The sequence below is a fragment of the Pseudonocardia sp. Ae150A_Ps1 genome (assembly GCF_001932315.1).
Lineage (GTDB): Bacteria > Actinomycetota > Actinomycetes > Mycobacteriales > Pseudonocardiaceae > Pseudonocardia.
The window spans coordinates 567,761-590,492 of the sequence record NZ_MCIJ01000001.1 but is presented as its reverse complement, the minus strand read 5'-3'; the positions used below and the strand labels follow the sequence as shown (position 1 = coordinate 590,492).

21 protein-coding genes and 1 pseudogene are annotated in these 22,732 nt (G+C 75.9%); 15 read left to right on the top strand and 7 right to left on the bottom strand.

Translation table 11 applies throughout. The features are described from left to right. Positions 1-9 precede the first annotated feature (9 nt). From Ae150APs1_RS02620 to Ae150APs1_RS02595, 6 genes and pseudogenes are all read left to right on the top strand, one after another. Positions 10-750: pseudogene (locus Ae150APs1_RS02620) on the top strand (enoyl-CoA hydratase). 158 nt (positions 751-908) lie between these two features. Then, positions 909-1,421 carry a L,D-transpeptidase gene (locus Ae150APs1_RS02615; RefSeq protein WP_075295524.1) on the top strand — a complete coding sequence of 171 codons (513 nt, stop codon included), beginning with the start codon at positions 909-911 and terminating at the stop codon, positions 1,419-1,421. Positions 1,422-1,539: 118 nt separating this feature from the next. Then, positions 1,540-1,881 (top strand): BlaI/MecI/CopY family transcriptional regulator, encoded by a 342-nt coding sequence (locus Ae150APs1_RS02610; RefSeq protein ID WP_010229669.1) that lies wholly within the window; start codon positions 1,540-1,542, stop codon positions 1,879-1,881. A 93-nt stretch (positions 1,882-1,974) separates the two neighbouring features. Next, positions 1,975-2,880, top strand: coding sequence for a M56 family metallopeptidase (locus Ae150APs1_RS02605; RefSeq protein ID WP_075295520.1), 906 nt, complete (start codon positions 1,975-1,977; stop codon positions 2,878-2,880). A 52-nt stretch (positions 2,881-2,932) separates the two neighbouring features. Then, on the top strand, positions 2,933-4,309 hold the full coding sequence (locus tag Ae150APs1_RS02600; RefSeq protein WP_075295518.1) for a glutamine synthetase family protein: 1,377 nt from the start codon (positions 2,933-2,935) through the stop codon (positions 4,307-4,309). A gap of 11 nt (positions 4,310-4,320) precedes the next feature. After that, positions 4,321-5,235, top strand: coding sequence for a hypothetical protein (locus tag Ae150APs1_RS02595; RefSeq protein WP_075295516.1), 915 nt, complete (start codon positions 4,321-4,323; stop codon positions 5,233-5,235). Here Ae150APs1_RS02595 and Ae150APs1_RS02590 read toward each other — a convergent pair. Together Ae150APs1_RS02590 and Ae150APs1_RS02585 are read right to left on the bottom strand one after the other, a co-directional pair. Continuing rightward, complete coding sequence (locus Ae150APs1_RS02590; protein WP_075295514.1) at positions 5,139-6,323, bottom strand: oxygenase MpaB family protein; 1,185 nt, start codon at positions 6,321-6,323, stop codon at positions 5,139-5,141. The genes Ae150APs1_RS02595 and Ae150APs1_RS02590 overlap by 97 nt on opposite strands. Continuing rightward, complete coding sequence (locus Ae150APs1_RS02585; RefSeq protein ID WP_075295512.1) at positions 6,320-6,928, bottom strand: TetR/AcrR family transcriptional regulator; 609 nt, start codon at positions 6,926-6,928, stop codon at positions 6,320-6,322. Before Ae150APs1_RS02585 ends, Ae150APs1_RS02590 begins: the two co-directional genes overlap by 4 nt. A 157-nt stretch (positions 6,929-7,085) precedes the next feature. On the opposite strand from Ae150APs1_RS02585, the gene Ae150APs1_RS02580 reads away from it, so the two are divergent. Continuing rightward, positions 7,086-8,480, top strand: a complete 1,395-nt coding sequence (locus Ae150APs1_RS02580) for an ATP-binding protein (RefSeq protein ID WP_010234048.1) — start codon at positions 7,086-7,088, stop codon at positions 8,478-8,480. Further along, a complete protein-coding gene (locus tag Ae150APs1_RS02575; protein ID WP_075295510.1) occupies positions 8,473-10,425 on the top strand; it encodes a VWA domain-containing protein in 1,953 nt (650 codons plus the stop codon). Before Ae150APs1_RS02580 ends, Ae150APs1_RS02575 begins: the two co-directional genes overlap by 8 nt. 5 nt (positions 10,426-10,430) lie before the next feature. Here Ae150APs1_RS02575 and Ae150APs1_RS02570 read toward each other — a convergent pair whose 3' ends face one another. The 3 genes from Ae150APs1_RS02570 to Ae150APs1_RS02560 form a co-directional block, all read right to left on the bottom strand. Continuing rightward, on the bottom strand, positions 10,431-11,315 hold the full coding sequence (locus tag Ae150APs1_RS02570; RefSeq protein WP_075295508.1) for an NAD(P)H-binding protein: 885 nt from the start codon (positions 11,313-11,315) through the stop codon (positions 10,431-10,433). Positions 11,316-11,350: 35 nt separating this feature from the next. Then, the gene (locus Ae150APs1_RS02565) at positions 11,351-12,142 is read right to left on the bottom strand and encodes a transporter substrate-binding domain-containing protein (RefSeq protein WP_075295506.1); all 792 of its coding nucleotides are present in this window, start codon (positions 12,140-12,142) and stop codon (positions 11,351-11,353) included. 757 nt (positions 12,143-12,899) lie between these two features. Beyond that, entirely contained in the window at positions 12,900-13,757 is an 858-nt protein-coding gene (locus tag Ae150APs1_RS02560; protein WP_075295505.1) for a LysR substrate-binding domain-containing protein, read from the bottom strand. A gap of 88 nt (positions 13,758-13,845) precedes the next feature. On the opposite strand from Ae150APs1_RS02560, the gene Ae150APs1_RS02555 reads away from it, so the two are divergent. Beyond that, positions 13,846-14,832, top strand: coding sequence for a bile acid:sodium symporter family protein (locus Ae150APs1_RS02555; RefSeq protein WP_083679891.1), 987 nt, complete (start codon positions 13,846-13,848; stop codon positions 14,830-14,832). Beyond that, positions 14,829-15,008, top strand: coding sequence for a hypothetical protein (locus Ae150APs1_RS02550; protein ID WP_010235005.1), 180 nt, complete (start codon positions 14,829-14,831; stop codon positions 15,006-15,008). The genes Ae150APs1_RS02555 and Ae150APs1_RS02550 overlap by 4 nt, the downstream gene beginning before the upstream one ends. Before the next feature lie 18 nt (positions 15,009-15,026). Here the strand turns inward: Ae150APs1_RS02550 and Ae150APs1_RS02545 are convergent, their stop codons facing one another. Together Ae150APs1_RS02545 and Ae150APs1_RS02540 are read right to left on the bottom strand one after the other, a co-directional pair. Next, positions 15,027-16,151, bottom strand: coding sequence for an amidohydrolase family protein (locus Ae150APs1_RS02545; protein ID WP_212567148.1), 1,125 nt, complete (start codon positions 16,149-16,151; stop codon positions 15,027-15,029). Next, positions 16,148-17,158, bottom strand: coding sequence for an SIS domain-containing protein (locus tag Ae150APs1_RS02540; protein ID WP_075301605.1), 1,011 nt, complete (start codon positions 17,156-17,158; stop codon positions 16,148-16,150). Before Ae150APs1_RS02540 ends, Ae150APs1_RS02545 begins: the two co-directional genes overlap by 4 nt. Positions 17,159-17,280: 122 nt before the next feature. Here Ae150APs1_RS02540 and Ae150APs1_RS02535 point away from each other — a divergent pair, with 122 nt between their 5' ends. From Ae150APs1_RS02535 to Ae150APs1_RS02515, 5 genes are all read left to right on the top strand, one after another. After that, on the top strand, positions 17,281-17,994 hold the full coding sequence (locus Ae150APs1_RS02535; protein ID WP_075295501.1) for a GntR family transcriptional regulator: 714 nt from the start codon (positions 17,281-17,283) through the stop codon (positions 17,992-17,994). Continuing rightward, positions 17,991-18,968, top strand: a complete 978-nt coding sequence (locus tag Ae150APs1_RS02530; RefSeq protein ID WP_075295499.1) for a BadF/BadG/BcrA/BcrD ATPase family protein — start codon at positions 17,991-17,993, stop codon at positions 18,966-18,968. Before Ae150APs1_RS02535 ends, Ae150APs1_RS02530 begins: the two co-directional genes overlap by 4 nt. Further along, a complete protein-coding gene (locus tag Ae150APs1_RS02525) occupies positions 18,965-19,927 on the top strand; it encodes an N-acetylmuramic acid 6-phosphate etherase (protein ID WP_083679890.1) in 963 nt (320 codons plus the stop codon). The genes Ae150APs1_RS02530 and Ae150APs1_RS02525 overlap by 4 nt, the downstream gene beginning before the upstream one ends. Next, complete coding sequence (locus Ae150APs1_RS02520) at positions 19,924-21,126, top strand: anhydro-N-acetylmuramic acid kinase (protein ID WP_075295495.1); 1,203 nt, start codon at positions 19,924-19,926, stop codon at positions 21,124-21,126. The genes Ae150APs1_RS02525 and Ae150APs1_RS02520 overlap by 4 nt, the downstream gene beginning before the upstream one ends. A gap of 88 nt (positions 21,127-21,214) precedes the next feature. Then, a complete protein-coding gene (locus tag Ae150APs1_RS02515; protein ID WP_075301603.1) occupies positions 21,215-22,705 on the top strand; it encodes a sodium:solute symporter in 1,491 nt (496 codons plus the stop codon). Positions 22,706-22,732 lie beyond the last annotated feature (27 nt).

The following is a 22,732-nucleotide window of genomic DNA, read 5'->3' as shown; positions in this document are numbered from 1 at the left end:
CTCCGGTGCGTGATCACCGTGAGCACCACCGACGGCGTCGGGCTGATCGAGCTGAACCGCCCCGAGCGGCGCAACGCGCTGGACATCGCCACCTGCAGGCAGCTCGTCGGGGCGGCGGAGCAGGTCCGCGCGGACGGGGCGCGGGCGGTCGTCGTCGCGGGGAACGGTCCGGCGTTCTGCTCCGGGGCCGACTTCGGCTAGGTCTACACCGAGGAGTTCCTCGACGCCCTCTACGCGGGCCTGCACGCGGTCGCCGACCTGCCGATGCCGGTCGTCGCGGCGGTCACCGGCCCCGCGATCGGCGGTGGCCTGCAGCTCGCGCTGGCCTGTGACCTGCGGGTCGCGGCCCCCGAGGCCGTGTTCGGGCTGCCGACGGCGCGGCTCGGGCTCGCCGTCGACCCCTGGACGATCGAGCGGCTGGTGCAGATCGCCGGCGGGGGCACCGCACGGAGCCTGCTGCTCGCCTGCGCGACGCTCGACGCGACGACGGCGCACGCCCGCGGACTCGCCGACACCCTCGGCGACCGGGACACCGCCCTGGCACTGGCCGCCGACATCGCCACGATGGCCCCGCTGACCCTGGCCTACAACAAGCGGACCGCGAACGCGTTCGGCCGCGGCGGGGACACCGCCCCCGGTGTCGTCGCCGACCTGCAGGCCGAGTTCGACGCCTGCTGGCAGGCCGAGGACATCACCGAGGGCCGGACGGCCCGCGCGGAGAAGCGCACGCCGGCCTTCCGGGGCCGCTGACGCCCGTCCGGACGCGTGCGGACCCCCCGCACGGATGAAGATCCTCTTCGACTACCCTCCGGAAGCAGACGATCGCGGAGGGCGTCGAGTCCGCGTGGTCGTCGCCCCGGAACGGACGGCAGTCGCCGCCGGCCGGGCTCGACAGGAGGACGGGACGGATGCAGCGACGGATCCGGCGTGGCCGGTGGATCGGTTCCCTGGCCGGGGTGCTGGCGCTGGCCGCCGCCCTCACCGCGGGCGTCGCGATCGCCGAGCCGTCGTCCGACTCGGCCGAGCCGGCCCCCGCGTCCGCACCGCAGGTCGCCTCCGGTGCGCTCGTCCCGGGCACGCCGTGCACGGCGTCGGCGCGGGCGTGCGTGGACGTCGCCGTCCGCTCGACCTGGCTGATCGAGGACGGCGCCGTCGTCACCGGGCCGGTGCCGATGCGCCCCGGCGACGCGTCCGACCCGACCCCGCGCGGGACGTTCGGCGTGCAGTGGAAGGCCGAGCAGTGGACCAGCCGGGAGAGCTGGACGCAGATGCCCTGGTCGGTGTTCTTCGCCGAAGGCGGCGTCGCCTTCCACCAGGGCCGGATGGACACGCCGTCGGCGGGGTGCGTGAAGCTCGACGAGGCGAACGCGAAGGTCTGGTTCGACGGCCTCCAGGTCGGCGACCAGGTCCAGGTGCACTGAGCCTCCTGTCCGCACCGGACCGTGGGTGACCGGCGGATGTCCTGCCGTGCAACCGGGTGTGACGTTTCTCTCGGAGCCTTTCTGCACACCGTAGAACGGTTCGCGTAGGATGAGTCGCGTGACGAGTCTGGGGGAGCTGGAGCGAGCGGTCATGAACGTCCTGTGGGAGACCGACCGGGACATGACCGCGCGTGAGGTGCAGGACCAGCTCGCCGACCGCGACCTGGCCACCACCACCGTGCTCACGGTGCTGGGCCGCCTCGAGCGCAAGCAGCTGGTGCAGCGGATCCGCGACGGCCGGGCGCACCACTACCGCCCGGTGGCCAGCCGCGAGGACCACGTGGCGGAGCTGATGAGCGACGCCCTGGACGACGCGTCCGACCGTGGCGCCGCGCTCGCCCGCTTCCTCGGAACGATGTCCGACGAGGAGCGCTCGCGGCTCCGGGACCTGCTGGGCTGAGCGCACGCGGCCACCGGTCCGGCCGCCCGGCTCCCCGTCGAATCGGAGGGGTCGTGCAGCGCGCCGCCGCAGGTTCGGCCACGATGTGACGCGATGGAGCTGATCGCGCTGGGACTCGGGCTGCTTGGCCTGGCACTCGCCGAGCCGTTCAGTCGTGCGCTCGCGGGGGCCCGCTGGCCCGCGCGGGACCCGGTGGGGGCCCTGCTGTTGTGGCAGGCCGTCGGGCTCGGCGGGGGGATCTCGCTGTTCGGTGCCGGGCTGGCCTACGGGCTGTCCCCGATGGGCGACAGCCTCCCGGCCGCCGCGTGGGCGTTCCGGGAGTCGCTCGCGTCGGGCGGCTGGCCCGCCGCGATGGACCCGCTGCACGTGGGCGCGCTGCTGATCGCGCTCGGCCTGCTGATCCGGCTGCTGGCGGTCCTGCTCGTCACCACGGTCCGGACGCTGCGGGCCCGCCGCCGCCACCGCGACCTGCTCGACGTCCTCGCCACCCCCTGGCCGTACGCCTCCGGTACCCGCGTGCTCGACCACCCGGTCCCGGTCGCCTACTGCCTGCCCGGGCGCAGCTCGCGGCTCGTCGTGTCGGCCGGGGTGCTGGACGCCCTCGACACCCCCGGTGTCGTCGCCGTCCTCGCCCACGAGCGCGCCCACCTGCGGGAACGGCACGACCTGGTGGTCCTCCCGTTCGTCGCGTGGGGCGCGACGGCGCCGTTCGTGCGCGGGATGGTGTGCGCCCAGCTCGCCGTCGCCCGGCTGATCGAGATGCGGGCCGACGACGTCGCCCGCAAGCTCTGCGACCCCACGGAACTGGCGACGGCGCTCAAGGCCGTCGGCGGGTCGGCCCCGGCGGCGGCGCTGTCGTCGTTCACCGACGCGCTGGAGGCCCGGATCGACCGGGTCACCGCCCCGCCGGCGCCGCTGCCCGCGGCGGTGCGGTGGCTGGTCCGTGTGGTCGCGGTGGCACTCGTCGCCGGGCCGCTGTGGCTGCTGCTGGCCCCCTGATGACCGCCCGCGGGGCCCCCTGATCACAGCTCGCGCCGATACGCTGCCCGGCATGACGCTGCCCGACGCGCACGGGTTCGAGGGCCGTACCCGCGCACTGGCCGACCGGGGCGTGGTCGGCGTGACGATCGGCTGGGCCGACAACAACGGCGTCCTGCGCTCGCGCACGGTGCCGGTCGAGAGCCTGTCCGACGTGGCCCACCGCGGCGTCGGGGTGACGTCGCTGTTCGCCGTCTTCGACACCGGCGACGCCATCACGTTCGACGCGCCCGGGATCTCGACGCCGTCCGGCGACGTCCGGCTGGTCCCGGCGGCCGGCCCCGACGCCGTCGTCCCGCTCGCCCGGCGGCGCGGCCTGGGCTGGTCGCCGGGCCGGCTCGTCGCCGACGACGGGGCCGCCTGGCCGTACGACCCGCGTGGGGTCCTCGAACGGCAGCTCGCTGCCGCCGACCGGGCCGGCGTGACCGTGCGCGTCGGGTACGAGCTCGAGTTCGCGCTCTACCTCGACGACGGCGCCGAACCCCCGGTGCCCGCCTTCACCGGACCGGTCTACGGGCCGAACGCACTGGTCGGCCTGGACGGCTTCGTCACCCGGCTGCTCGGCGACCTGCGCGACAACGGGGTCCCGGTCGGGCAGTTCCACGCCGAGTTCGGGCCCGCCCAGATCGAGCTGAGCATCGAGGCCGCCGATCCGCTCACGGCCGCGGACCGCCAGCTGCTGGCCCGCCAGACGGTGCACGCCGCGGCGGCCGCGCACGGGTTCCGGGCGAGCTTCGCGCCCCTGCCGTCGACGTCGTCGGCGGGCAACGGCTGGCACCTGCACACCTCGGTCTCCCGCGGCGACGTCCCCCTGCTCGCCGGTGGTGAGGGCCCGGCGGGGCTGACCGGCGACGGGGCCGCGTGGCTGGCCGGGCTGCTCCGCGACCTGCCCGCCGTCGCCGGGGTGACCGCGCCGAGCGTCGGGTCGCTGCACCGGCGCCGTCCCGGCCACTTCGCCGCCGCGTACGCGTTCTGGGGCGTGCAGAACCGGGAGGCGGCGCTGCGGATGGTCCCGGCGACCGGACTGCTCGGTGCGGCGCACGCGAACGTCGAGCTGAAGGTCTCCGACGCCTCCGCCAACCCCTACCTCGCCCAGGCCGTGGTCATCGGCGCCGGGCTGGCGGGGCTGGCCGACCGGCCCCCGCTGCCGGACCCGGTGCAGAGCGATCCCGGTACGTGGACCGCCGCCGAGCGCGACGCCGCCGGGATCGTCGCGCTGCCCGCCACACCGGAGGGGCAGGCGGCTGCGCTGCACGCGAACCCGCGGATCACCGGGGTGCTGGGGGAGGAGCTCATCGGGGCGTTCCGCGCCGTGCGGGCCTCCGACGCCGCGTCCGCCGAGGGCCGGGCGGTCGACGACGTGCTGGCCGCGCTCCGCTTCCGGTACTGACGGCCCCGCCCATGGCCTTCGTGCCCTTCACCGCGGTCGACCTGCTCCTGGCCGAGCACGCCGCGGCACTGCCCCAGCCCGACCAGCTGTGCGGGCCGTTCGTGGCGCGGCTCGCGGTCTCGGCGCTGACCGGAGCACCGGCCCCGGACGTGACGGCGTTCGCCCGCGCGGCCGGGAGCGCCGTCCTCGCCGAGGACGTCGTGTCCGCCCGGCCGCCCACCGCCCCGTCGCGGACCGACGCCTGGACGGGCGTCGGCCGGGCCGCGTCGGCCGAGCGCGCCGGGACGTCGGCGCCCGGCGTCGGCCGCGCCGTCGAGGAGCTCTCCGGCGGCGCGCTCGCGGCGGTCCCGGCCACCGGGACGTGGAGCGCCGACCGGCTGCGCGTCCTGCTCGACAACGTCGTCGGCATCCCGCTGCTGCCGATCGCGAACGTCCTGACCAGGTGGTTCGTCTCGTCGCACACCCCGACGGAGGATCTCGAGGCGTTCCTGGAGACCGGCGACGACAGCGGGCTGCCGCGCGCGGACTGGCGGGTCGGGCACTTCGTCGTGCTCTACGGCCGGGAGGACGGCCCGGGCGGGACGCTGCTCGCCGTCGCCGACACCTACCCGCAGCTCGGCGAGCGGGGGACGCACCGCCAGCCGTTGCCGCGGGTCGCGGCGGCGCTGGCCCGCCGCCGTCGCCGGGCGGGTGGCCTGGTGCTCGTCACCCCCGCGGACCGGCGGGGGGGAGGCCGAGGCCGCGGTGCGGGCGGCCGGCATGCGGGTCGAGTGGTGGGACAACGGCACCCCGGACCCGGGGCCGGCGGACTGACCCGTGGTGGGCGTCGTCAGCTCCGGGCGGGTTCGGACGTGTCCGGCCGGTACGTCTGGAACAGCGCGGGGGCGCCGTCCGCGGCGAGGATCGCGCGGGTCGCGGCGACGTGACGGGCCCGGGTCCGTTCCAGCGCGCCGGGCCGTCGGCGGATCCACGCCCGCCGGGCCCGCACCACGCGCGCACCGGCGCCGAGGAGCGCATCGAGCCCGGCGTTGCGGCGCAGACCCAGCGCGTCTGCGGTGGCCGGCCCGTGGAAGCGGCGGCCCAGGACCTCCAGCAGGAGCCGCCCGGCCGGGAGCGGGAGCCGCAGCGGCTCGCGCAGCAGCCCCGCGACGGCGTCGACGGTGGCGGCCGCGAGCGTGCGGGACTGCGGGGCGAGCGGCCCGGTGACGGCACCGACGAGCGCGTCGAGCCGGGCGGCCCCCGCGTGGCCGGTGATCCCCTCGAGCTGCTCCGGCTCGATGCCGAGCTGGTGGGCGAGCACCTGCCAGTAGGCGTACACCTCGGCGGTCTCCGGACCGGTGAGCCCGAAACCGATGGTCTCCTCGGCGGTCAGCGAGACGAGGGTGAAGTCGAGCCAGGTCCGGGCGAGGTCGATCTGGTTGATCGCGACACCGTGCACCGTCTCGTCGTAGCCGCGGGTGCGCGCGAGCTCCCGCATGTGTGCGTGCAGCATCCGGACCTGCAGCGTCGTGACGTAGCCGGGGCTGCCGGGACGCAGCCCGCCGGGCAGGGTCGCCGAGAGCAGCCAGCGGCCGGTCTCGGCGAGGCGCCGCTCCGCCCCGTCGACGAGCCGGCCGGTGGTGTCGAGCAGGACCGCGATCGACGGCGACCCGTAGGTGCGCAGCAACGCCCCGGCGGACAGCGAGAGGGTGTGCACGGGCGGCGGTGAGGTGAACAGCGGCCGCGCACCGGTGTCGAGCAGCGCCGGGTCGGCGCCCGGGGGCAGCGACTCCGCCGACGCCAGCAGTGCGGCGACGGCGGGCGGCGGGTCCTCCAGCGCGGCGAGCCCCTCCCGGATGCCGAGATCGAGCCGGGCACGGACCTCGCGACCGCCGTCCCGGATCTCGGCGACGACGGCGTCCGCGAGCGGGTCACCGGTGCGCAGCGCGCGCCCGGCCATCTCGGCCCGCTCCGCACCGACGCGTGCGGCGAGATCGGTGCGGGTGATGCGGCCGGTGGGCCAGTGCGTGCTCACGAGCGTTCTCCCTCCGCGGTCCGCGCGGGTTCCCGGGCCAGGCCGTGGCTGTCGAGGAGGCGGGCCATGTGGTCGCGGATCCGTGCGGGATCCGGTTCGGCCGGGTCGAGCGCACCGAGGGTGGCCAGCCCGACCACCGAGGCGAACAGCTCGCGGGCCCGGTCCCGGTTGCGGAGGTGGTCCTGGATCAGGTCGACGACGGCGTCCTGCCCGCCGGGCGGCGCCACCCGGCTGGGATCGCGGGCGGCGCGGATCCGCAGCTCCAGCATGGTCAGGTACGCCCGACGACCCGGGCCGAGCAGGTCGACGAGGTAGGTCGTGCAGGCGTCGAGCAGGGTGAGCTCGCCGGCCCGGCTGCGCCGGGTCAGGTCCGCGAGCCGTGCGGTCGACCGGTCGTCCAGCTCCGCGACGACGGCGGCGAGCAGGTCCGCGACCGTGCCGAAGTGGTAGCTGGCCGACGCGGGGGAGACCCCGGCCCGGGACGCGACCTCGCGCAGGGTGAGCCGGTCGAACCCGCCGGTGGTGACGACGTCGACGGCTGAGTCGACGAGTGCGCGGCGGGTGTCCGCACCGCGACGGCGACGCCCGTCCCGCGTGCCCTCCATCGGTCCTCCCGGAGCCGCCCGACAAACTATCTGTACAGCCAGACAGTATTCTCTGCCGCCGGGCCGGCGCACCGTGGCGCCGGTCACCCCGGACCTTCCGCCCGGGGCACGACGCGACCGCGCGCCAGTCGCCGCGACCGGGCGTAGCGTGGAATCCGTGCCCGTCACACCTGACCTTCCCCGTACCGTCGGCGCGCTGCGTACGTCCGGCCACGAACTGCGGGGCGTGAAGCAAGAGATCCGCGACAACCTCCTGGCGGCCCTGCGCGAGGGCCGCGATCCCTGGCCCGGCATCGTCGGGTTCTCCGACACCGTCGTCCCGCAGCTGGAGCGGGCCCTCATCGCCGGCCACGACCTCGTCCTGCTCGGTGAGCGCGGCCAGGGCAAGACCCGCCTGCTGCGGTCGCTGGGCAACCTGCTCGACGAGTGGGCCCCCGTCATCGACGGCTCCGAGATCGGTGAGCACCCCTACGAGCCGATCACCCCGGCGTCGGTCCGGCGGGCGGAGGAGCTGGGCGACGACCTGCCCGTCGCCTGGGTGCACCGCTCGCACCGCTACACCGAGAAGCTCGCCACCCCGGACACCTCGGTCGCCGACCTGATCGGCGACGTCGACCCGGTCAAGGTCGCCGAGGGTCGCTCGCTGGGGGATCCGGAGACCATCCACTTCGGTCTCGTCCCGCGGGCGCACCGCGGGATCGTCGCCATCAACGAGCTGCCCGACCTGGCCGAACGCATCCAGGTCGCGCTGCTCAACGTGATGGAGGAGCGCGACATCCAGGTCCGCGGCTACACGCTGCGGCTGCCGCTGGACGTGCTGCTCGTCGCGAGCGCGAACCCGGAGGACTACACCAACCGCGGGCGGATCATCACCCCGCTCAAGGACCGGTTCGGCGCCGAGGTGCGCACCCACTACCCGCTGGAGCTGGCGCCCGAGGTCGAGCTCGTCGCGCAGGAGGCCTCGCTGGAGGCCGAGGTCCCGCGGCACCTGATCGAGGTCGTCGCCCGGTTCACCCGGCACCTGCGGGAGTCCTCGGCGATCGACCAGGGCTCCGGCGTCTCGGCCCGGTTCGCCGTCGCCGCGGCGGAGACCGTCGCCGCCGCCGCGCTGCGCCGGGCCGCGCTGGTCGGTGAGGACCGCGCCTACGCCCGCCCGGTCGACCTGGAGTCGGTGCCCGCCGTGCTGCGCGGCAAGCTGGAGTTCGCGGCCGGCGAGGAGGGGCGCGAGGACGAGGTGCTGGAGCACCTGCTGCGCCGCGCCACCGCCGACACCGCGCGGTTCGCGCTGCGCGGCGTCGATCTCGACGAGCTCGCGGTCGAGGTCTCCACCCGCCCGGTCCGTACCGGTGAGCGGGTCCCGGCCCGCGACGTCGTCGCCGCGCTGCCGCAGGTCGGGGCGCTCACCGAGATCGCCGGGAAGCTCGGTGCGTCCGGCACCGAGGACCCGGGCCCGATGGCCTCGGCCGCCGAGCTGGCCCTGGAGTACCTGTTCCTCACCCGGAAGCTCGCGAAGGACGCCGGCGACGACGGGGACACGGTGTCGTATGGCTGATCCGCGCCGCGCGAAGCGGCGTTGGGCCTACGGGCCCTACACCGGCGGGCCCGACCCGCTGGCGCCGCCGTTCGACATCCGGTCCGCGATGGACCAGATCGGTCGCGACGTCATGGAGGGCAGCTCCCCGCGGCAGGCGCTGCAGGAGCTCATGCGGCGCGGTCTCGACGGGCGTCGCGGTCTCGACGACCTGACCCGCCGTGTCTGGGAGCAGCGTCGCGACCTGCAGCGGGACAACCGGATCGACGGCACGCTGCAGGAGGTCCGCGAGCTCCTGCAGCGTGCCCTCGACGCCGAGCAGGAGTCCCTGCGCAACGAGGACTCCGACGACGCCCGGTTCCGCGAGATGCAGCTCGACGCCCTGCCGTCCGACACCGGCGGTGCCGTCCGCGAACTGGGCTCCTACGACTGGCGGTCCGCCGACGCCCGCGAGGCGCACTCCGAGATCCGCGACCTGCTCGGCCGGGAGATGCTCGACCAGCGCTTCGAGGGCATGAAGCAGGCGCTCGAAGGAGCGACGCCGGAGGACGTCGAGCGGATCAACGAGATGCTCGACGACCTCAACGACCTCCTGGAGCACCACGCCCGCGGCGAGGACACCACGGAGCGGTTCGCCGAGTTCATGGGCAAGCACGGTGACCACTTCCCGGAGAACCCGCAGAACACCGAGGAGCTGGTCGACGCGCTGGCCGCCCGGTCCGCGGCCGCCCAGCGGATGATGAACTTGATGTCGGCCGAGCAGCGGGCCGAGCTCGCCGAGCTGGCCCAGCAGGCGTTCGGCGACCCGCGGCTCGCGCAGTCGCTGGCCCGGCTCGACGCCCAGCTGCAGGGCATGCGGCCCGGTGAGGACTGGTCGGGGGAGGGGAACTTCCGCGGCGACAACCCGATGGGCATGGGCGAGGCGACCCGCGCGCTGGAGCAGCTCGGGCAGCTCGACGCGCTGGCCGAGCAGCTCGCCCAGAGCTACCCGGGCGCACGCATGGAGGACATCGACCTCGACGCGCTCACCGAGATGCTCGGCCGGGAGGCGGCGGCCGACGCCCGCACGCTCGCCGAGCTGGAGCTGCAGCGCCAGGACCTCTTCCGGCGGGCGCCCGACGGGTCGCTGATGCTCTCGCCGAAGGCGTTGCGCACCCTCGGGCAGTCCGTGCTGCGCGACGTCGCCGACCGGATCGCGGGGCGCCAGGGACAGCGGGAGACCCGCCGCGCCGGTGCGGCAGGGGAGGCGACCGGGGCGACCCGGCCGTGGGCGTTCGGCGACACCGAGGCCTGGTCGGTGCCGCGCACCCTGCTCAACGCGCAGCTGCGGCGGGCGGGCGGCGACGACCGCGCGCTCGACGTGGCCGACGTCGAGATCGTCGAGACCGAGCAGCGGACCCGCGCCGCGGTGACGCTGCTGGTGGACACCTCGTGGTCGATGGTGGCCGAGGGCCGCTGGGTGCCGATGAAGCGCACGGCGCTGGCCCTGCACCAGCTGATCTCGACCCGGTTCCGCGGCGACGACCTGTCGCTGATCACGTTCGGGCGGCACGCGCAGACCGTCGACCTCGCCGAGCTGGTCGGGTTGGAGGGCGTGTACATGCAGGGCACGAACCTGCACCACGCCCTGCTGCTGGCCCGCGAGCGGCTCGCCCGGCAGCCGGACGCTACCCCGGTGGTCCTGGTCGTCACCGACGGCGAGCCCACCGCGCACCTGGAACGCGACGGCGAGGCGTACTTCGACTACCCGCCCAGCCCGCACACGCTCCGCGCGACCGTCGACGGGCTGGACCGGCTGATCGGGATGGACGCACGGTTCACGTTCTTCGTGCTCGGCGACGACCCCGGGCTGGCCGCGTTCATGGACCGGCTGGCCCGTCGCGCCGGCGGTCGGGTCGTGAACCCCGACCTGGACGGGCTCGGTGCGGAGGTGGTCGCGGACTACCTGCGCAAGCGGACGGGCTGACCCGGTCACGGGCCGGGCGCGACGGCCCCGCGCAGGTGCTCCGCGGCCCACGACCGCAGCGACGTCGGCGTGGTGGTCGTCGCGTCCCGCGGCGGCTCGGGGGCGACGCCGTCGGTCAGCCCGGCGGCCATGCCGGCCACCGCGTCGACCTCGGGCGCGCTCAACCCGGCGGCGGCGAGCATCGCGCGGAACCCGGCGTCGGGCAGGTGCACCGGGCGCACCGGGTGCCCGAGCACCCCGGACAGCACGTCCGCCGCCTGCGCGAAGCAGAGATCCTCGGGGCCGTGCACACCCTGGACGCTCCGGCCCGTCCATGCGGGGCCGAGCAGCCGGTCGGCCGCCACGTCGCCGATGTCGCGCGGATCCACCCAGGGCAGCGGATGGTCGAGCGGCCACGGCGTGGACAGCGTGCCGTCCGCGATCTCCGCCGCCGACATCAGCAGGTTCGTCGTGAAGTAGCCGCAGCGCAGGTGCAGGACCGGTGCCCCGGTGGCGTCGAGCGCCTCCTCGGTCGCACTGAGCCCGTCGATGTCGCCGGTGCCGTGCCGCCGCTCCGCGCCGCCACTGCTCTGGAACACGGTGCCGCCGATCCCGTTCTCCCGGACGGCCGCGGCCACCACCTCCGCGCAGACCGCGTGCTGCTCCATCGGATCCGAACCGGGCGGCCCCGGAGGGTTCACCCAGTACAGCCGGTCCGCTCCCGCCGTCGCGCGCAGGACGGCGTCACGGTCGGTCTGGTCGGCCTGCGCCACCTCGACGAACCCGGCCAGGTCAGGAGGCAGCCGGGCCGGGTCGCGCGCGAGGGCGACCGGACGCACGCCGGCCTGCACCAGGAGCCGGAGCACCCGCGAGCCGACGTTCCCGGTCGGTGTCGTCACCACGATCCGCATGCCCGCACCGTGGCAGGGACCCCCGACAGAACCGCTCAGCCGAGCCAGGGACGGGCGAACCGCTCCCAGGTGCCGTCGGTCCGGGCGGTCTTCAGCCAGACGTCGACCCGCTGGGTGAACGCCGGGTCGCCGGCCTGCGTCAGGTACGCCTTCTCCGAGTCGGTGAAGGGGTCCTCGGGGCGCACCGCGCACAGCTCGCCCGGCCGCTGAGCGGCCTGCCAGCGGGTCTCGATGGCGTCGGTGACCATGAGGTCCGCGCCGCCGTCGGCGACGACGTCGAAGATCGTGTTGTTGTCCGGGTGCGGCACGATCGTCGCGTTGCGCAGGTTCTCCCGGGCGAACCGCTCGTTGGTGCCGCCGGGGTTCACCACGGCCCGCACCCCCGGCCTGTCGATGTCGGCGACGGTCCGGAACCGTTCCGCGTCGGGGCAGCGGACGATGGGCGTCTTGCCGTCCCGCAGGTACGGGATCGTGAACGCGGCCCTCTCCGCACGGTCCGGCGTGATCGACACCCCGCCGACGGCGATGTCGCACTTCCCGGCGACGACGTCGTCGAGCAGGCCCGACCAGGTCGTCTCCACCATCGTCGTCCGCGCGCCGAGCTCCGCTGCCAGGTCACGGGCCATGTCGACGTCGATACCGGACCAGGTCCCGTCCGCGGCGAGGTGGGTGAGGGGCCGGTAGTCACCGGTCGAGCACACCCGCAGCTCCCCGGACTCGGCGATCCGGGCGAGCGCCGGTGAGTCCACCTGGTCCCCCGTCCCACACCCGGTCAGCACAGCCACGCTGAGCAGGACGGTGGACAGGAACCCCCGGCGTCGTCGCACGATCGAGGACCCTAGCCGCCGGATCCCGCACCGGACAGATCGTGTGCGCCGCCCCGCACCCGCACCCCGTGCCGCGCACCCGGACTCCGTGCCGCGCACCCGGACTCCGTGCCGCGCACCCGCACTCCGCGCCGCGCACCCGCACCCCGCGCCCTGCACCCCGCGCCCGGCACCCCGCGCCCGGCACCCCGCACCCGTGCCCCGCACCGCGCGCTCCCGGCCCGGCCGCCGCACCCTGTGCCCGGTCGCGGCACCCCGTGGCCGTGCGCCGCACCCCACGCGACGGGTGCCCGGAGCGGTGACGGGGTGCGCCGGGCGCGGCCGCGGTGCGCCGGACGGGCGGGGACGGGCGAGCCGATCCCGGGCCCGGCTGCGCGTCCGTGACGGCGCGCGGCACCTTGAGCCCTGTCGCGGCACCCCGTGACCGTGCGCCGCACCCCACGCAGCGGGTGCGCCGGGCCGGAGCGAGGTGCGGCGGCCGGGAACGGGGTGCGTCAGCGTGGGACGAGGTGCGCGAGCGCTGGGGGCCCGGGCACTGCGGGGCCCGAGCCCTGAGGGCCCGAGCCCTGAGGGCCCGAGCACTGGGTGGCCCGAGCGCTGGGGGCCCGAGCACTGAGGGCCAGAGCCCTGGCGGGCCCGGGCCCGTCGGTCGTGCGCCGCACCCGTGGTCGTGCGCCGCACCCCTTGGTCGTGCGCCGCACCCCATGCGAGGAGTGAGCGGTGCGGCGACCAGGTGCGGGCGCGGGACCGGGCAGTGCTAGGCGCCCGAGCGGAGGTCGGCGGCTGCGGTCCGGATGCTGTGGGCCAGTGCCTCGGCCGGGCCGGTCCGGCGCCTGCCGTGCACGAGCACGACCTCGACCGGTCCGAGGGCCGGCAGCCCCGCACGGGCCGGGACCTTCTCCAGACCGTCCGGCACCAGGGTCCCGGCGTGTGCCAGCACGCCCAGCCCGGCGAGCGCGGCGGCCCGCAGGCCGGAGAGGCTGCCGCTGGTGCAGACCATCCGCCAGGGGCGTCCGGCCGCCTCGAGCGCGCCGACCGCGGCGCTGCGGGACAGGCTCGGCGGCGGATAGCCGAGCAGTGGGACGGGGTCGTCCGGCCCGATCCCGCAGCCCGGCGGGCCGACCCACACGAACCGGTCGTGGCGCACGACGGCCGGGTCGCCGTCCGCCCCGGGCGCCCGCTTGGCGAAGATCAGATCCAGCTCGCCGCGGTCCAGGCGTCGTTCGAGGCTGTCGGCCAGCCCGACGGTCAGCCGCAGCTCGACCTCGGGGTAGCGGCGCCGGAAGTCGGCGAGGATCGCCGGGAGCCGGGTGAGGACCAGGTCCTCCGAGACGCCGAACCGGACCCGTCCGTGCACCCGGGCGGAGCGGAAGTGCGCCAGGGCGCGGTCCCCGGCGTCGAGGATGGTCGCGGCGAACTCCTGCATCGCCTCGCCGTCGGCGGTGAGGGCCACCGAGTGCGCGTCCCGGTCGAGCAGCGGGCGCCCGACGACCGCCTCCAGCTTCCGCACGTGCTGGCTGACCGTGGACTGCCCGAGCCCCAGCGCCGTCGCGGCACGGGTGAAGCTCCGCATCCGCGCGACGGCGGCGAACGAGCGCAGCAGCACCGGATCCATCACCCGATCATCGTAGAACGCGCTGACAGTGAGTGTACTCAGCTGGTTTCCCGATGGCAGCGGTGCGCGGAGAATCGGTCGGGTGCGTGTGCGTCCCGATCCGTTTCTGGTGCTGCTGGTCGTCACCGTCGGGGTCGCGGCGCTCGTACCGGCCCGGGGCACGGCCGCCGACGTGGCCGACGGTGCGGTGACGGCGGCGATCGCGCTGCTGTTCTTCCTCTACGGCGCCCGGCTCTCCACGGCGGAGGCGTTCTCCGGCCTGCGGAACTGGCGGCTGCACTCGACGGTGCTCGCCGCGTCGTTCGTGGTCTTCCCGCTGGTCGGGGCGACGGCGCTGCTGTTGCCGGAGTGGCTCCTGCCCGCACCGCTGGCGACCGGCGTCGTGTTCCTGTGCTGCCTGCCGTCGACCGTGCAGTCGTCGATCGCCTTCACCGGGATCGCCCGCGGCAACGTCCCGGCCGCGATCGTGGCGGCGTCGGTGTCGAACGTGCTCGGCGTGTTCCTGACCCCGGTGCTCGCCGCGCTGCTGCTCGCGACCACTGGCGGGTTCGACGCGGCGACGTTCGGCGACATCGCGCTCCGGCTGCTCGTGCCGTTCCTCGCGGGGCAGGCGGCGCGGCCGCTGATCGGCCGGTGGGTGACGGCGCACCGGTCCCGGCTGGTCCTCGTGGACCGCGGCTCGATCCTGCTCGTCGTCTACACGGCGTTCAGCGAGGGTGTCGTCGCCGGGACCTGGCGGACCCTCACCCCGCTCTCGCTGGGCGTCCTGCTGGGTGTCTGCGTGCTGCTGCTGGCCGTCGTACTGGGGCTGACGGCGCTCGGCACCCGCGCACTCGGCTTCCGGTCCGCGGACCGGATCGCCATCGTGTTCTGCGGCTCCAAGAAATCCCTGGCCAGCGGGCTGCCGATGGCCGGCGTGCTGTTCGGCGGCCCGGCGGCGGCGCTGGTCGTGCTGCCCCTGATGCTGTTCCATCAGATCCAGCTGATGGCCTGCGCGGCGATCGCGAACCGCCTCGGCCGGCGCCGGGAACATCTCGACAACCCGGCCGCGTCCGGAGCACCATCTCGGACATGACGACGCCCGCCTGCCGGTTGTGCGGCGCCGTACGGCCCGGCGACGCCGGTGCGGCGGCCGTCGCGGGGTGGGTGTCCGACCGCGACGAGCGCGGCCGGGACGGCTGGCTGTGCCCGGCCTGCGCACGCAGGCACGTCCGCGAGATCGAGTCCAAGCTGGACGTCGAGTGGTGGTGACGCGGGGCACGGCGCCGGTCAGGTGACGGGCGCGCCACCCCGCAGGACGCCCTCGACCACGAGGTCGTCGGACAGCAGCACGAGATCGGCCCGCGCGCCCGCGTCGAGACGACCGGCGCCGGTGTGCCCGAGCAGGTGGGCCGGGATCGTCGAGGTCCACGCGACGGCCCGGGCCAGTGCCGCCTCCAGCGGGCCCGGGTGCGCCGCCACGATCCGGCGGAACAGCGCGTCGGCGGTCGCGGTCGATCCGGCGATCGTCCCGTCGGCGAGGCGGGCGACGCCGCCGTCGACCCGGACGTCCAGGGCGCCGAGCCGGTAGCCGCCGTCCGGCATCCCGGCCGCGGCCATCGCGTCGGTGACCGCCGCGACCCGCCCCGGCGCCGCGCGGTCCACGATCTCCCACAGCGCCGGGTGCACGTGCACGCCGTCGGTGATCAGCTCGACGGCGGCGCGGGGATCGGCGAGCAGCGCCGCGACCGGGCCGGGATCGCGGTGGTGCAGCGGCGCCATCGCGTTGAACAGGTGCGTCCCGAGGCGGGCGCCGGCGTCGATCGCCCGGCGGGTGAGGTCGTACCCGGCCGCGGTGTGCCCGACGGCCGCGAGTACCCCGGACCGGTGCACCTGCTCGATCGCCGCGAGCCCGCCGGGGAGCTCGGGCGCGACCGTCACGACGGCGACGGCGCCGGTGGCGAGCAGCGGCTCCAGCTCGGCCGGGTCCGGGTCGCGCAGCAGCGCGGGGTCGTGGGCCCCGCACCGGGAGGCGGCCAGCCAGGGCCCCTCCAGGTGCACCCCGGCGACGACGCCGTCGTCGACGAGCGGCCGCAACGCCCGGACGGCGTCGAGGAGCTCGGCTCGGGGGAGCGTGACCAGGGAGGCGAGCATCGTCGTCGTGCCGCGGGCGGCGTGGAACGCGGCCACCCGGGCCGCCTCGGCGGTGTCGGTGCCGAAGGCGGCGCCGCCCCCGCCGTGGCAGTGCAGGTCCACGAATCCCGGGACGACGACGGCGGCCCGCCGGTCCGGTTCCCGCGGCGGCGGCCCGGAACCGGCAGCCGTCACCCGGCCTCCGCCGAGCTCCACCCACCCGGGCCCCGGCCCGTCCCCGGTGCCCGTGGCCAGCGTCTCCGCGGCGACGAGCAGGCTCACAGGGTCTCCGTCACCTTCGCCAGCCCGCGCGGCGCGTCCGGGTCCCCGCCGCGCGCGACGGCGACGTGGCGGGCCAGCTGCTGCATCGGGAGGATCTCCAGCAGCGGCGCGAGCTCCTCGCGCGGCGCGCCGGGCAGGGGCAGCCCGCCGTCGCCGCCGACCCGCAGGACGTCGGCGTTCCGCGCGGCCAGCGACGCCAGGACCGGCGCCATCGCGTCGCCGCCCGCACCGGGGGAGACGACGGCCAGCACCGGGACCAGCGGGTCCACCAGGGCGAGCGGGCCGTGCAGCAGGTCCGCCCCGGAGAACGCCTGCGCCGACACGTAGGCGGTCTCCATCAGCTTGAGCGCGGCCTCGCGGGCCGCCGGATAGGAGTAGCCCCGCCCGGTTGTGATCATGCGCTGCGCGAAGCGGTACCGGGCGGCGACCGCGACGACGGCGTCCTCCCCGGCCAGCACCCGCTCGCCCAGCCCGGGCAGCGTGGCTGCTCCGGCGTCGGGCTCACCGCGGACCGCCGACACGAGCAGGTGCAGCGCGAGCAGCTGTGCGGTGTAGGTCTTGGTCGCCGCGACCGCGCGTTCGGGGCCGGCGAGGACGTCGACGTGCCCGTCCGCGGCCGTCGCGAGCGCCGACCGGGCGTCGTTGGTGACGGCGACCGTCAGTGCCCCCTGAGCCCGGGCGGTCTCGACGCACGCCAGCAGGTCCGGCGAGCCGCCGGACTGGCTCACCGCCACGAGCAGGACGTCGCGCAGGTCGGGACGGGCCGCGTAGGCGGTCAGGGTCGACGGCGACACCAGCCCGGCGGGCAGGCCCAGCCGGATCTCGGTCAGGTACTTGGCGTAGAGCGCGGCATGGTCGCTGGTGCCGCGGGCGGCGAACAGCACGAACCGCGGTGACCGGTCCCTGACGAGTGCCGCCACCCGGTCCACACCGGACTCCCCGCCGGGGCCGGACGCGCAGAGCAACCGCCGCCAGACCTCCGGCTGCTCGGCGGTCTCCGCGGCCATCAGGGCTCCGGGATCGTCGGGCACGGCACTCCTCTCGACGTCCGGTGGTCCAGTGGTCCACCGGAGGGCTTGCGATTCGGCGCGCAGAACTGTACCACTGGTCCAGATCTGGAGGAGGGTCGATGAAGTACCGGCGGCTGCACGACGAGCTGCGCGAACGGGTCGACGCCATGGCCGCGGGCGACCCGCTACCGCCAGAGCGCGAGCTCGCCCGCGAGGTGGGCGTGTCCCGGACGACGCTGCGCCGTGCCGTCGACGAGCTGGTCGCCGCCGGCCGGCTGCGGCGCCGGCAGGGCGCCGGGGTGTTCGCCGTTGGGCCGCGGATCGCGCACGGGCTCACGGCGACGTCGTTCTCGGCGGACATGCGGGCCCGCGGGCTGGTCCCGGCCACCCGGATCGTGGAGTTCGAGACCGGTCCGGCCGGGGCGCGGCTGGCCCGGCGCCTGGAGCTGTCGCCGGACGCCGTCGTCGTCCGGGCGTTGCGGCTGCGGCTCGCCGACGACGAGCCGATGGCCCTGGAGACCCTGCACGTCCCGGCCGACCTCGTGCCGGGGCTGACCGAGGAGACCCTGGCCGCCGCGTCGTACTACGAGCTGCTGGCCCGGCACGGCCACGCAGTCGCCGGTGGCCGCCAGTCGATCGAGCCGACCGTCACCGACGGGCCCGAGTCGGACCTGCTGGGCGTGCCGGTGCACAGCCCGGCGCTGTTGTTCGAACGCACCACCCGCGACGACGGCGGCCGGGTGCTCGAGTTCGTCCGCGCCGTCTACCGGGGCGACCGGTACCGCATCGAGGCCGAGATCGCCCCGGTCGCGGCCGGGGTGGGTGCCACGTGACCCGGCTGCTCGCGCTCGACGTCGGCAAGACCGGCTGCCGGGCCGCCCTCGTCGAGGACGGCCACCGCGTCGCGACGGGGGAGTGGGGCGGGGCGAGCGGGCTCGCCGACCGCGACGGCGTCGGCCGGGCCCTCGCCGCGATCGGCGGCGCCACCGCCGGCTGGCCGGCCCCGGACGCCGTCGCCGCGGGACTCGCCGGCCTCGCGTCGGCGCCGGACCGGGCCGATGCCCTCGCCGACGGGCTGCGGGAACGGTTCGGCGCGGGCGTGCGGGTCCTCCTGGCCAGCGACATGACCACCTGGCACGCCGGAGCCCTCGGCGGGGCGCCGGGCGTCGTGCTGGCGGCCGGGACGGGGACCGTCGCCCTCGGGATCGACTCCGCCGGGCGTCCGGCCCGGGTGGACGGCTGGGGCTACCTGCTCGGCGACGCGGGCAGCGGCCACGCGATCGGTCGCGGCGGCCTGGACGCCGCGCTCCGTGCCCACGACGGCCGTCCCGGCGGATCGGCGACGCTGCTCGCACGCCTGCGGGACCGCTGGGGCGACCCGGACGGGCTGCCCGGCCGGATCCACGGCTCGGACAACCCGGCCCGCGAGGTCGCCCGGTTCGCCCGGGACGTCGTCGACGCGGCGGGCACCGGGGACCCGGTCGCGGGCGCGATCGTCACCCGGGCCGCGTCCGATCTCGCCGACACCGCGGCCGCGGCCCGGGACCGGCTCGATCCGGGACCGGCAGGCCCGCACGGCCCGCACGGCTCGGACGGCTCGGACGGCACGTGGCCGGTCGCCTGCGCCGGCGGCCTGCTCGACGCGGGCCCGGTGCTCACCCGTCCGTTCGACGACGCCCTCGCCGCCCGCGCCCTGACCCGCACCCCACCCCGCGGCGACGCCCTCGACGGCGCCCGCCTGCTCCTGGAGGACCCGACCGTGCCCCACCACGCCCTGCTCGCCCCGCTCCCCGGGGTCCTGCGGTGACCGAGGACCTCGGCGCCCTCGCCACCGAGCGCGCCCGCCCCGACCTCGCCGACCTGGACCAGTGGTCCACCCGCGCGCTGGTCGATCTCGTCACGACCGAGGACGCGCTCGTCGTGGAGGCCGTGCGGGCCGAGGCGGAGCGGATCGCCGCCGTCGCCGATCTCGCCGTCGAGCGACTGGAGCGCGGCGGCCGGATGGTCTACGGCGGCGCGGGGACCGCGGGCCGTCTCGCCGTCCTCGACGCGACCGAGCTCGCCCCCACCTACGGCGTCGGCGACGACCGGGTGGTCGCCCTCCTCGCGGGCGGCCCCGATGCGATGACGCGGGCGGTCGAGGGCGCCGAGGACGACACCGGCGCCGCCCGCGCCGATCTCGCCGCGCTGGACCCCGGCCCTGACGACCTGGTGATCGCGATCAGCGCGTCCGGCCGGACCCCCTACGCCCGCGCGCTGCTCGTCGCCGCCCGCGAGGCCGGGGCGGCCACCGTCGCCGTCGCGAACAACCCCGGCAGCGTCATGGCGGAACTCGCCGACGTCGCGATCACGCTCGACACCGGCCCGGAGATCGTCGCGGGCTCGACCCGGATGAAGGCGGGCACCAGCCAGAAGATGCTGCTCACCGCCCTGTCGACGGCCGTGATGGTCCGGCTCGGCAAGGTGCACCGCAACCTGATGGTCGACGTCGCAGCGACCAACGTGAAGCTGCGCGTCCGGGCGGAGCGGATCGTCGGCGAGGCCACCGGGGCCGGCCCGCGGGAGGTGCGCACCGCGCTCGACGACGCCGGCGGGCACGCCAAGACCGCGATCGTCGCGCTGCTCGCCGGGGTGGACGCCCGCACCGCGGGCCGTCTCCTCTCCGGTGCCGACGGCCGCGTCTCGGCTGCCGTCGCGGCGGGTGCCGGCGGCCCGGTGGACGGCGGCCCGGTGGACGGGGGCACCGTGGACGGGGGCACGGAGTGATCGTCGTCGGCCTGTCCTCGGGGACCTCCGTCGACGGCATCGACGTCGCCGCGGCCGGCCTGGAGATCGGTGGCGGGACGGTCACCATGGCCCCGCTCGGGCACCTCGAGGTGCCGTTCGTGCCGGAGCTGCGTGCCGCCGTCCTGGAGGCCCTCCCGCCGGCCGCGACCACGCTCGGCGCCGTCGCGCGGATCGACACCGGGCTCGGCCACGCGTTCGCAGCGGCGGCACGCACGGGAATCGACGAGCTCACCGGCGGCCGCGCCGACCTGGTCGCGAGCCACGGCCAGACGCTCTTCCACGATGTCGAGGACGGTGCCGTGCTCGGCACCCTGCAGCTGGGCCAGCCCGCGTGGATCGCGCAGGCCACCGGCCTGCCCGTGGTGTCGGACCTGCGGGTCCGTGACGTCGCGGCGGGCGGGCACGGGGCCCCGCTCGCCTCCGTCCTCGACGTCCTGCTGCTCGGTGACCGTGTCGAGGCTGCCGGGGGACCGGTGGCCGCGCTCAACCTGGGCGGGATCGCCAACGTCACCGTGGTCGGGGCGGGCCCTGCGGCCGCTTTCGATACCGGCCCGGCGAACGCGTTGCTCGACGCCGCCGCCCGCGCCACGACGGGTGCGCACCAGGACACCGGCGGGGTCCGCGCCGCCCGCGGCACCGTCGACGCCGGCGCGCTGGCCCGGCTGCTCGCCGAGCCGTACTACCGGCTGCCGCCACCGAAGAGCACGGGCAAGGAGCTGTTCGACCCCGCCTACACCGCGCGGGTGCTCGACGGCCACCCCGTGCTCGACCGGCCCGACGACCTGCTCGCGACGCTCGTCGAGCTGACCGCGGTCACCGTCGCCGACGCGCTGGCGCCCTACGGCGTCCGCGAGGTGCTGGTCTCCGGGGGCGGGGCGCGGAACCCCGCCGTCGTCGCTGCGCTGGAACGCCGGCTCGCGCCCGCCCGCCTCGCCCCGGTCTCCGACGCCGGCCTGCCCGGCGACGGGAAGGAGGCGTTGCTGTTCGCCCTGCTCGGGTTCCTCACCTGGCACGGCGTCGCCTCCACGGTGCCGTCGTGCACCGGCGCCCGGGAGCCGACGATCGCCGGCCGGATCAGCCCGGGAGCGGCACCACTGCGGCTGCCCGCACCCGCGGAACCGCGGCTCCGGCTCCGGCTCGCGACCGGACGGGCGGGCGCACCACCCCGCCCGGACTGATCCGGACCGCCGACCCGTCCCGACCCGTCCCGACCCGTCCCCCGCTCCCGGCAGTGTCGCCGGGCCCACACCCCAGGGAGCCGCCGTGCTGCGCACCCTCGACCTGATCGTGATCGTCGCCTACCTGGTGCTGTCGCTCGGCATCGGACTCTGGATGGCCGGCCGGCAGAGATCCAACGAGGACTACTTCCTCGGTGGTCGCGAGATGCCCTGGTGGGCCATCTCGCTGTCGGTCGTCGCCACCGAGACCTCGGCGCTGACCGTGATCAGCGTGCCGACCGTGGCCTACCTGGGCTCGCTGACCTACCTGCAGCTGGCGCTGGGCTACCTGATCGGCCGGATCGTCGTCGCGTTCGTCCTGCTGCCGCGCTACGCCGCGGGGAGTCTGACGACCGCCTACGGCTACCTCGGGCAACGGTTCGGTCGCGGGATGCAGGGCACCGCCTCGGTGGCGTTCCTGCTGACCCGGCTGCTCGCCGACGGCGTCCGGATGTTCGCCGCCGCCATCCCGGTCAAGGTCATCCTCGCCGGGATGGGGCTCGACGTCTCGTTCTTCTGGATCATCGTCGTCCTGTCGCTGGTGACGGTCGCCTACACCTACGTCGGCGGGATCAAGGCGGTCGTCTGGACCGACGTCCTGCAGATGGGGCTCTACGTCGCCGGCGGGATCGTCGCGCTCGCGGTGATCGGGCCGCAGCTGCCCGCCGGCTTCTGGGACGACGCCGTCGCCGCGGGGAAGACCCAGCTGCTCGACTTCACCTCCAGCCCGCTGTCCGCCCCCTACGCCTTCGTGACCGCGGTCGTGGGCGGCGCGCTGCTGTCGATGGCGAGCCACGGCGTCGACCAGATCATCGTGCAGCGGCTGCTGTCGTGCCGGACCGTCCGTGACGGGCAGAAGGCGCTGATCTTCTCCGCGGTCGTCGTCGGCGTGCAGTTCGCGCTGTTCCTGGTCGTCGGGCTCTTCCTGTGGGGCTACTACGGCGGGGCGACCCCGGGCGCGCTGGGACTGGAGACCGGCGACGAGCTGTTCCCGAAGTTCATCGTCGAGGGCCTCCCGGCGGGCGTGTCCGGTCTCCTGCTGGCCGGGATCCTCGCCGCCGCGATGTCGACGCTGAGTTCGTCGCTGTCGGCGCTGTCGTCGTCGACCGTGATCGACCTGGTGCAGACGCTGTCCCGGCGCGAGCTGTCCGCGCAGCAGGGCATCCGGCTGTCCCGGTTCACGACGCTCGTGTGGGGGCTGGTGTTCATCGTCTTCGCCAACCTGTTCACCTCGACCGAGGACCCGGTCGTCGAGCTGGGGCTCTCGGTCGCCGGGATCACCTACGGCGGGCTGCTCGGGGCGTTCGCGCTCGGCATCGTCGTCCGCCGGGCCCGGCAGGCCGACGCGATCGTCGCGTTCGCCGTCGCGGTGGTCGTGATGGGCTCGCTGTTCCTGTTCGCGCCGGACGCCGTCGGCTTCACCTGGTACACCGCCATCGGACTCGTGATCACGATGGTGCTCGGAGTGCTGCTGTCACTGCGGCACCGGACACGTGCGACCGAGGAATCGGCGGACGATCCGGCGCGTTCGTCCGCATGAGCACTCCCGACACGTAGGTAGGTTTGA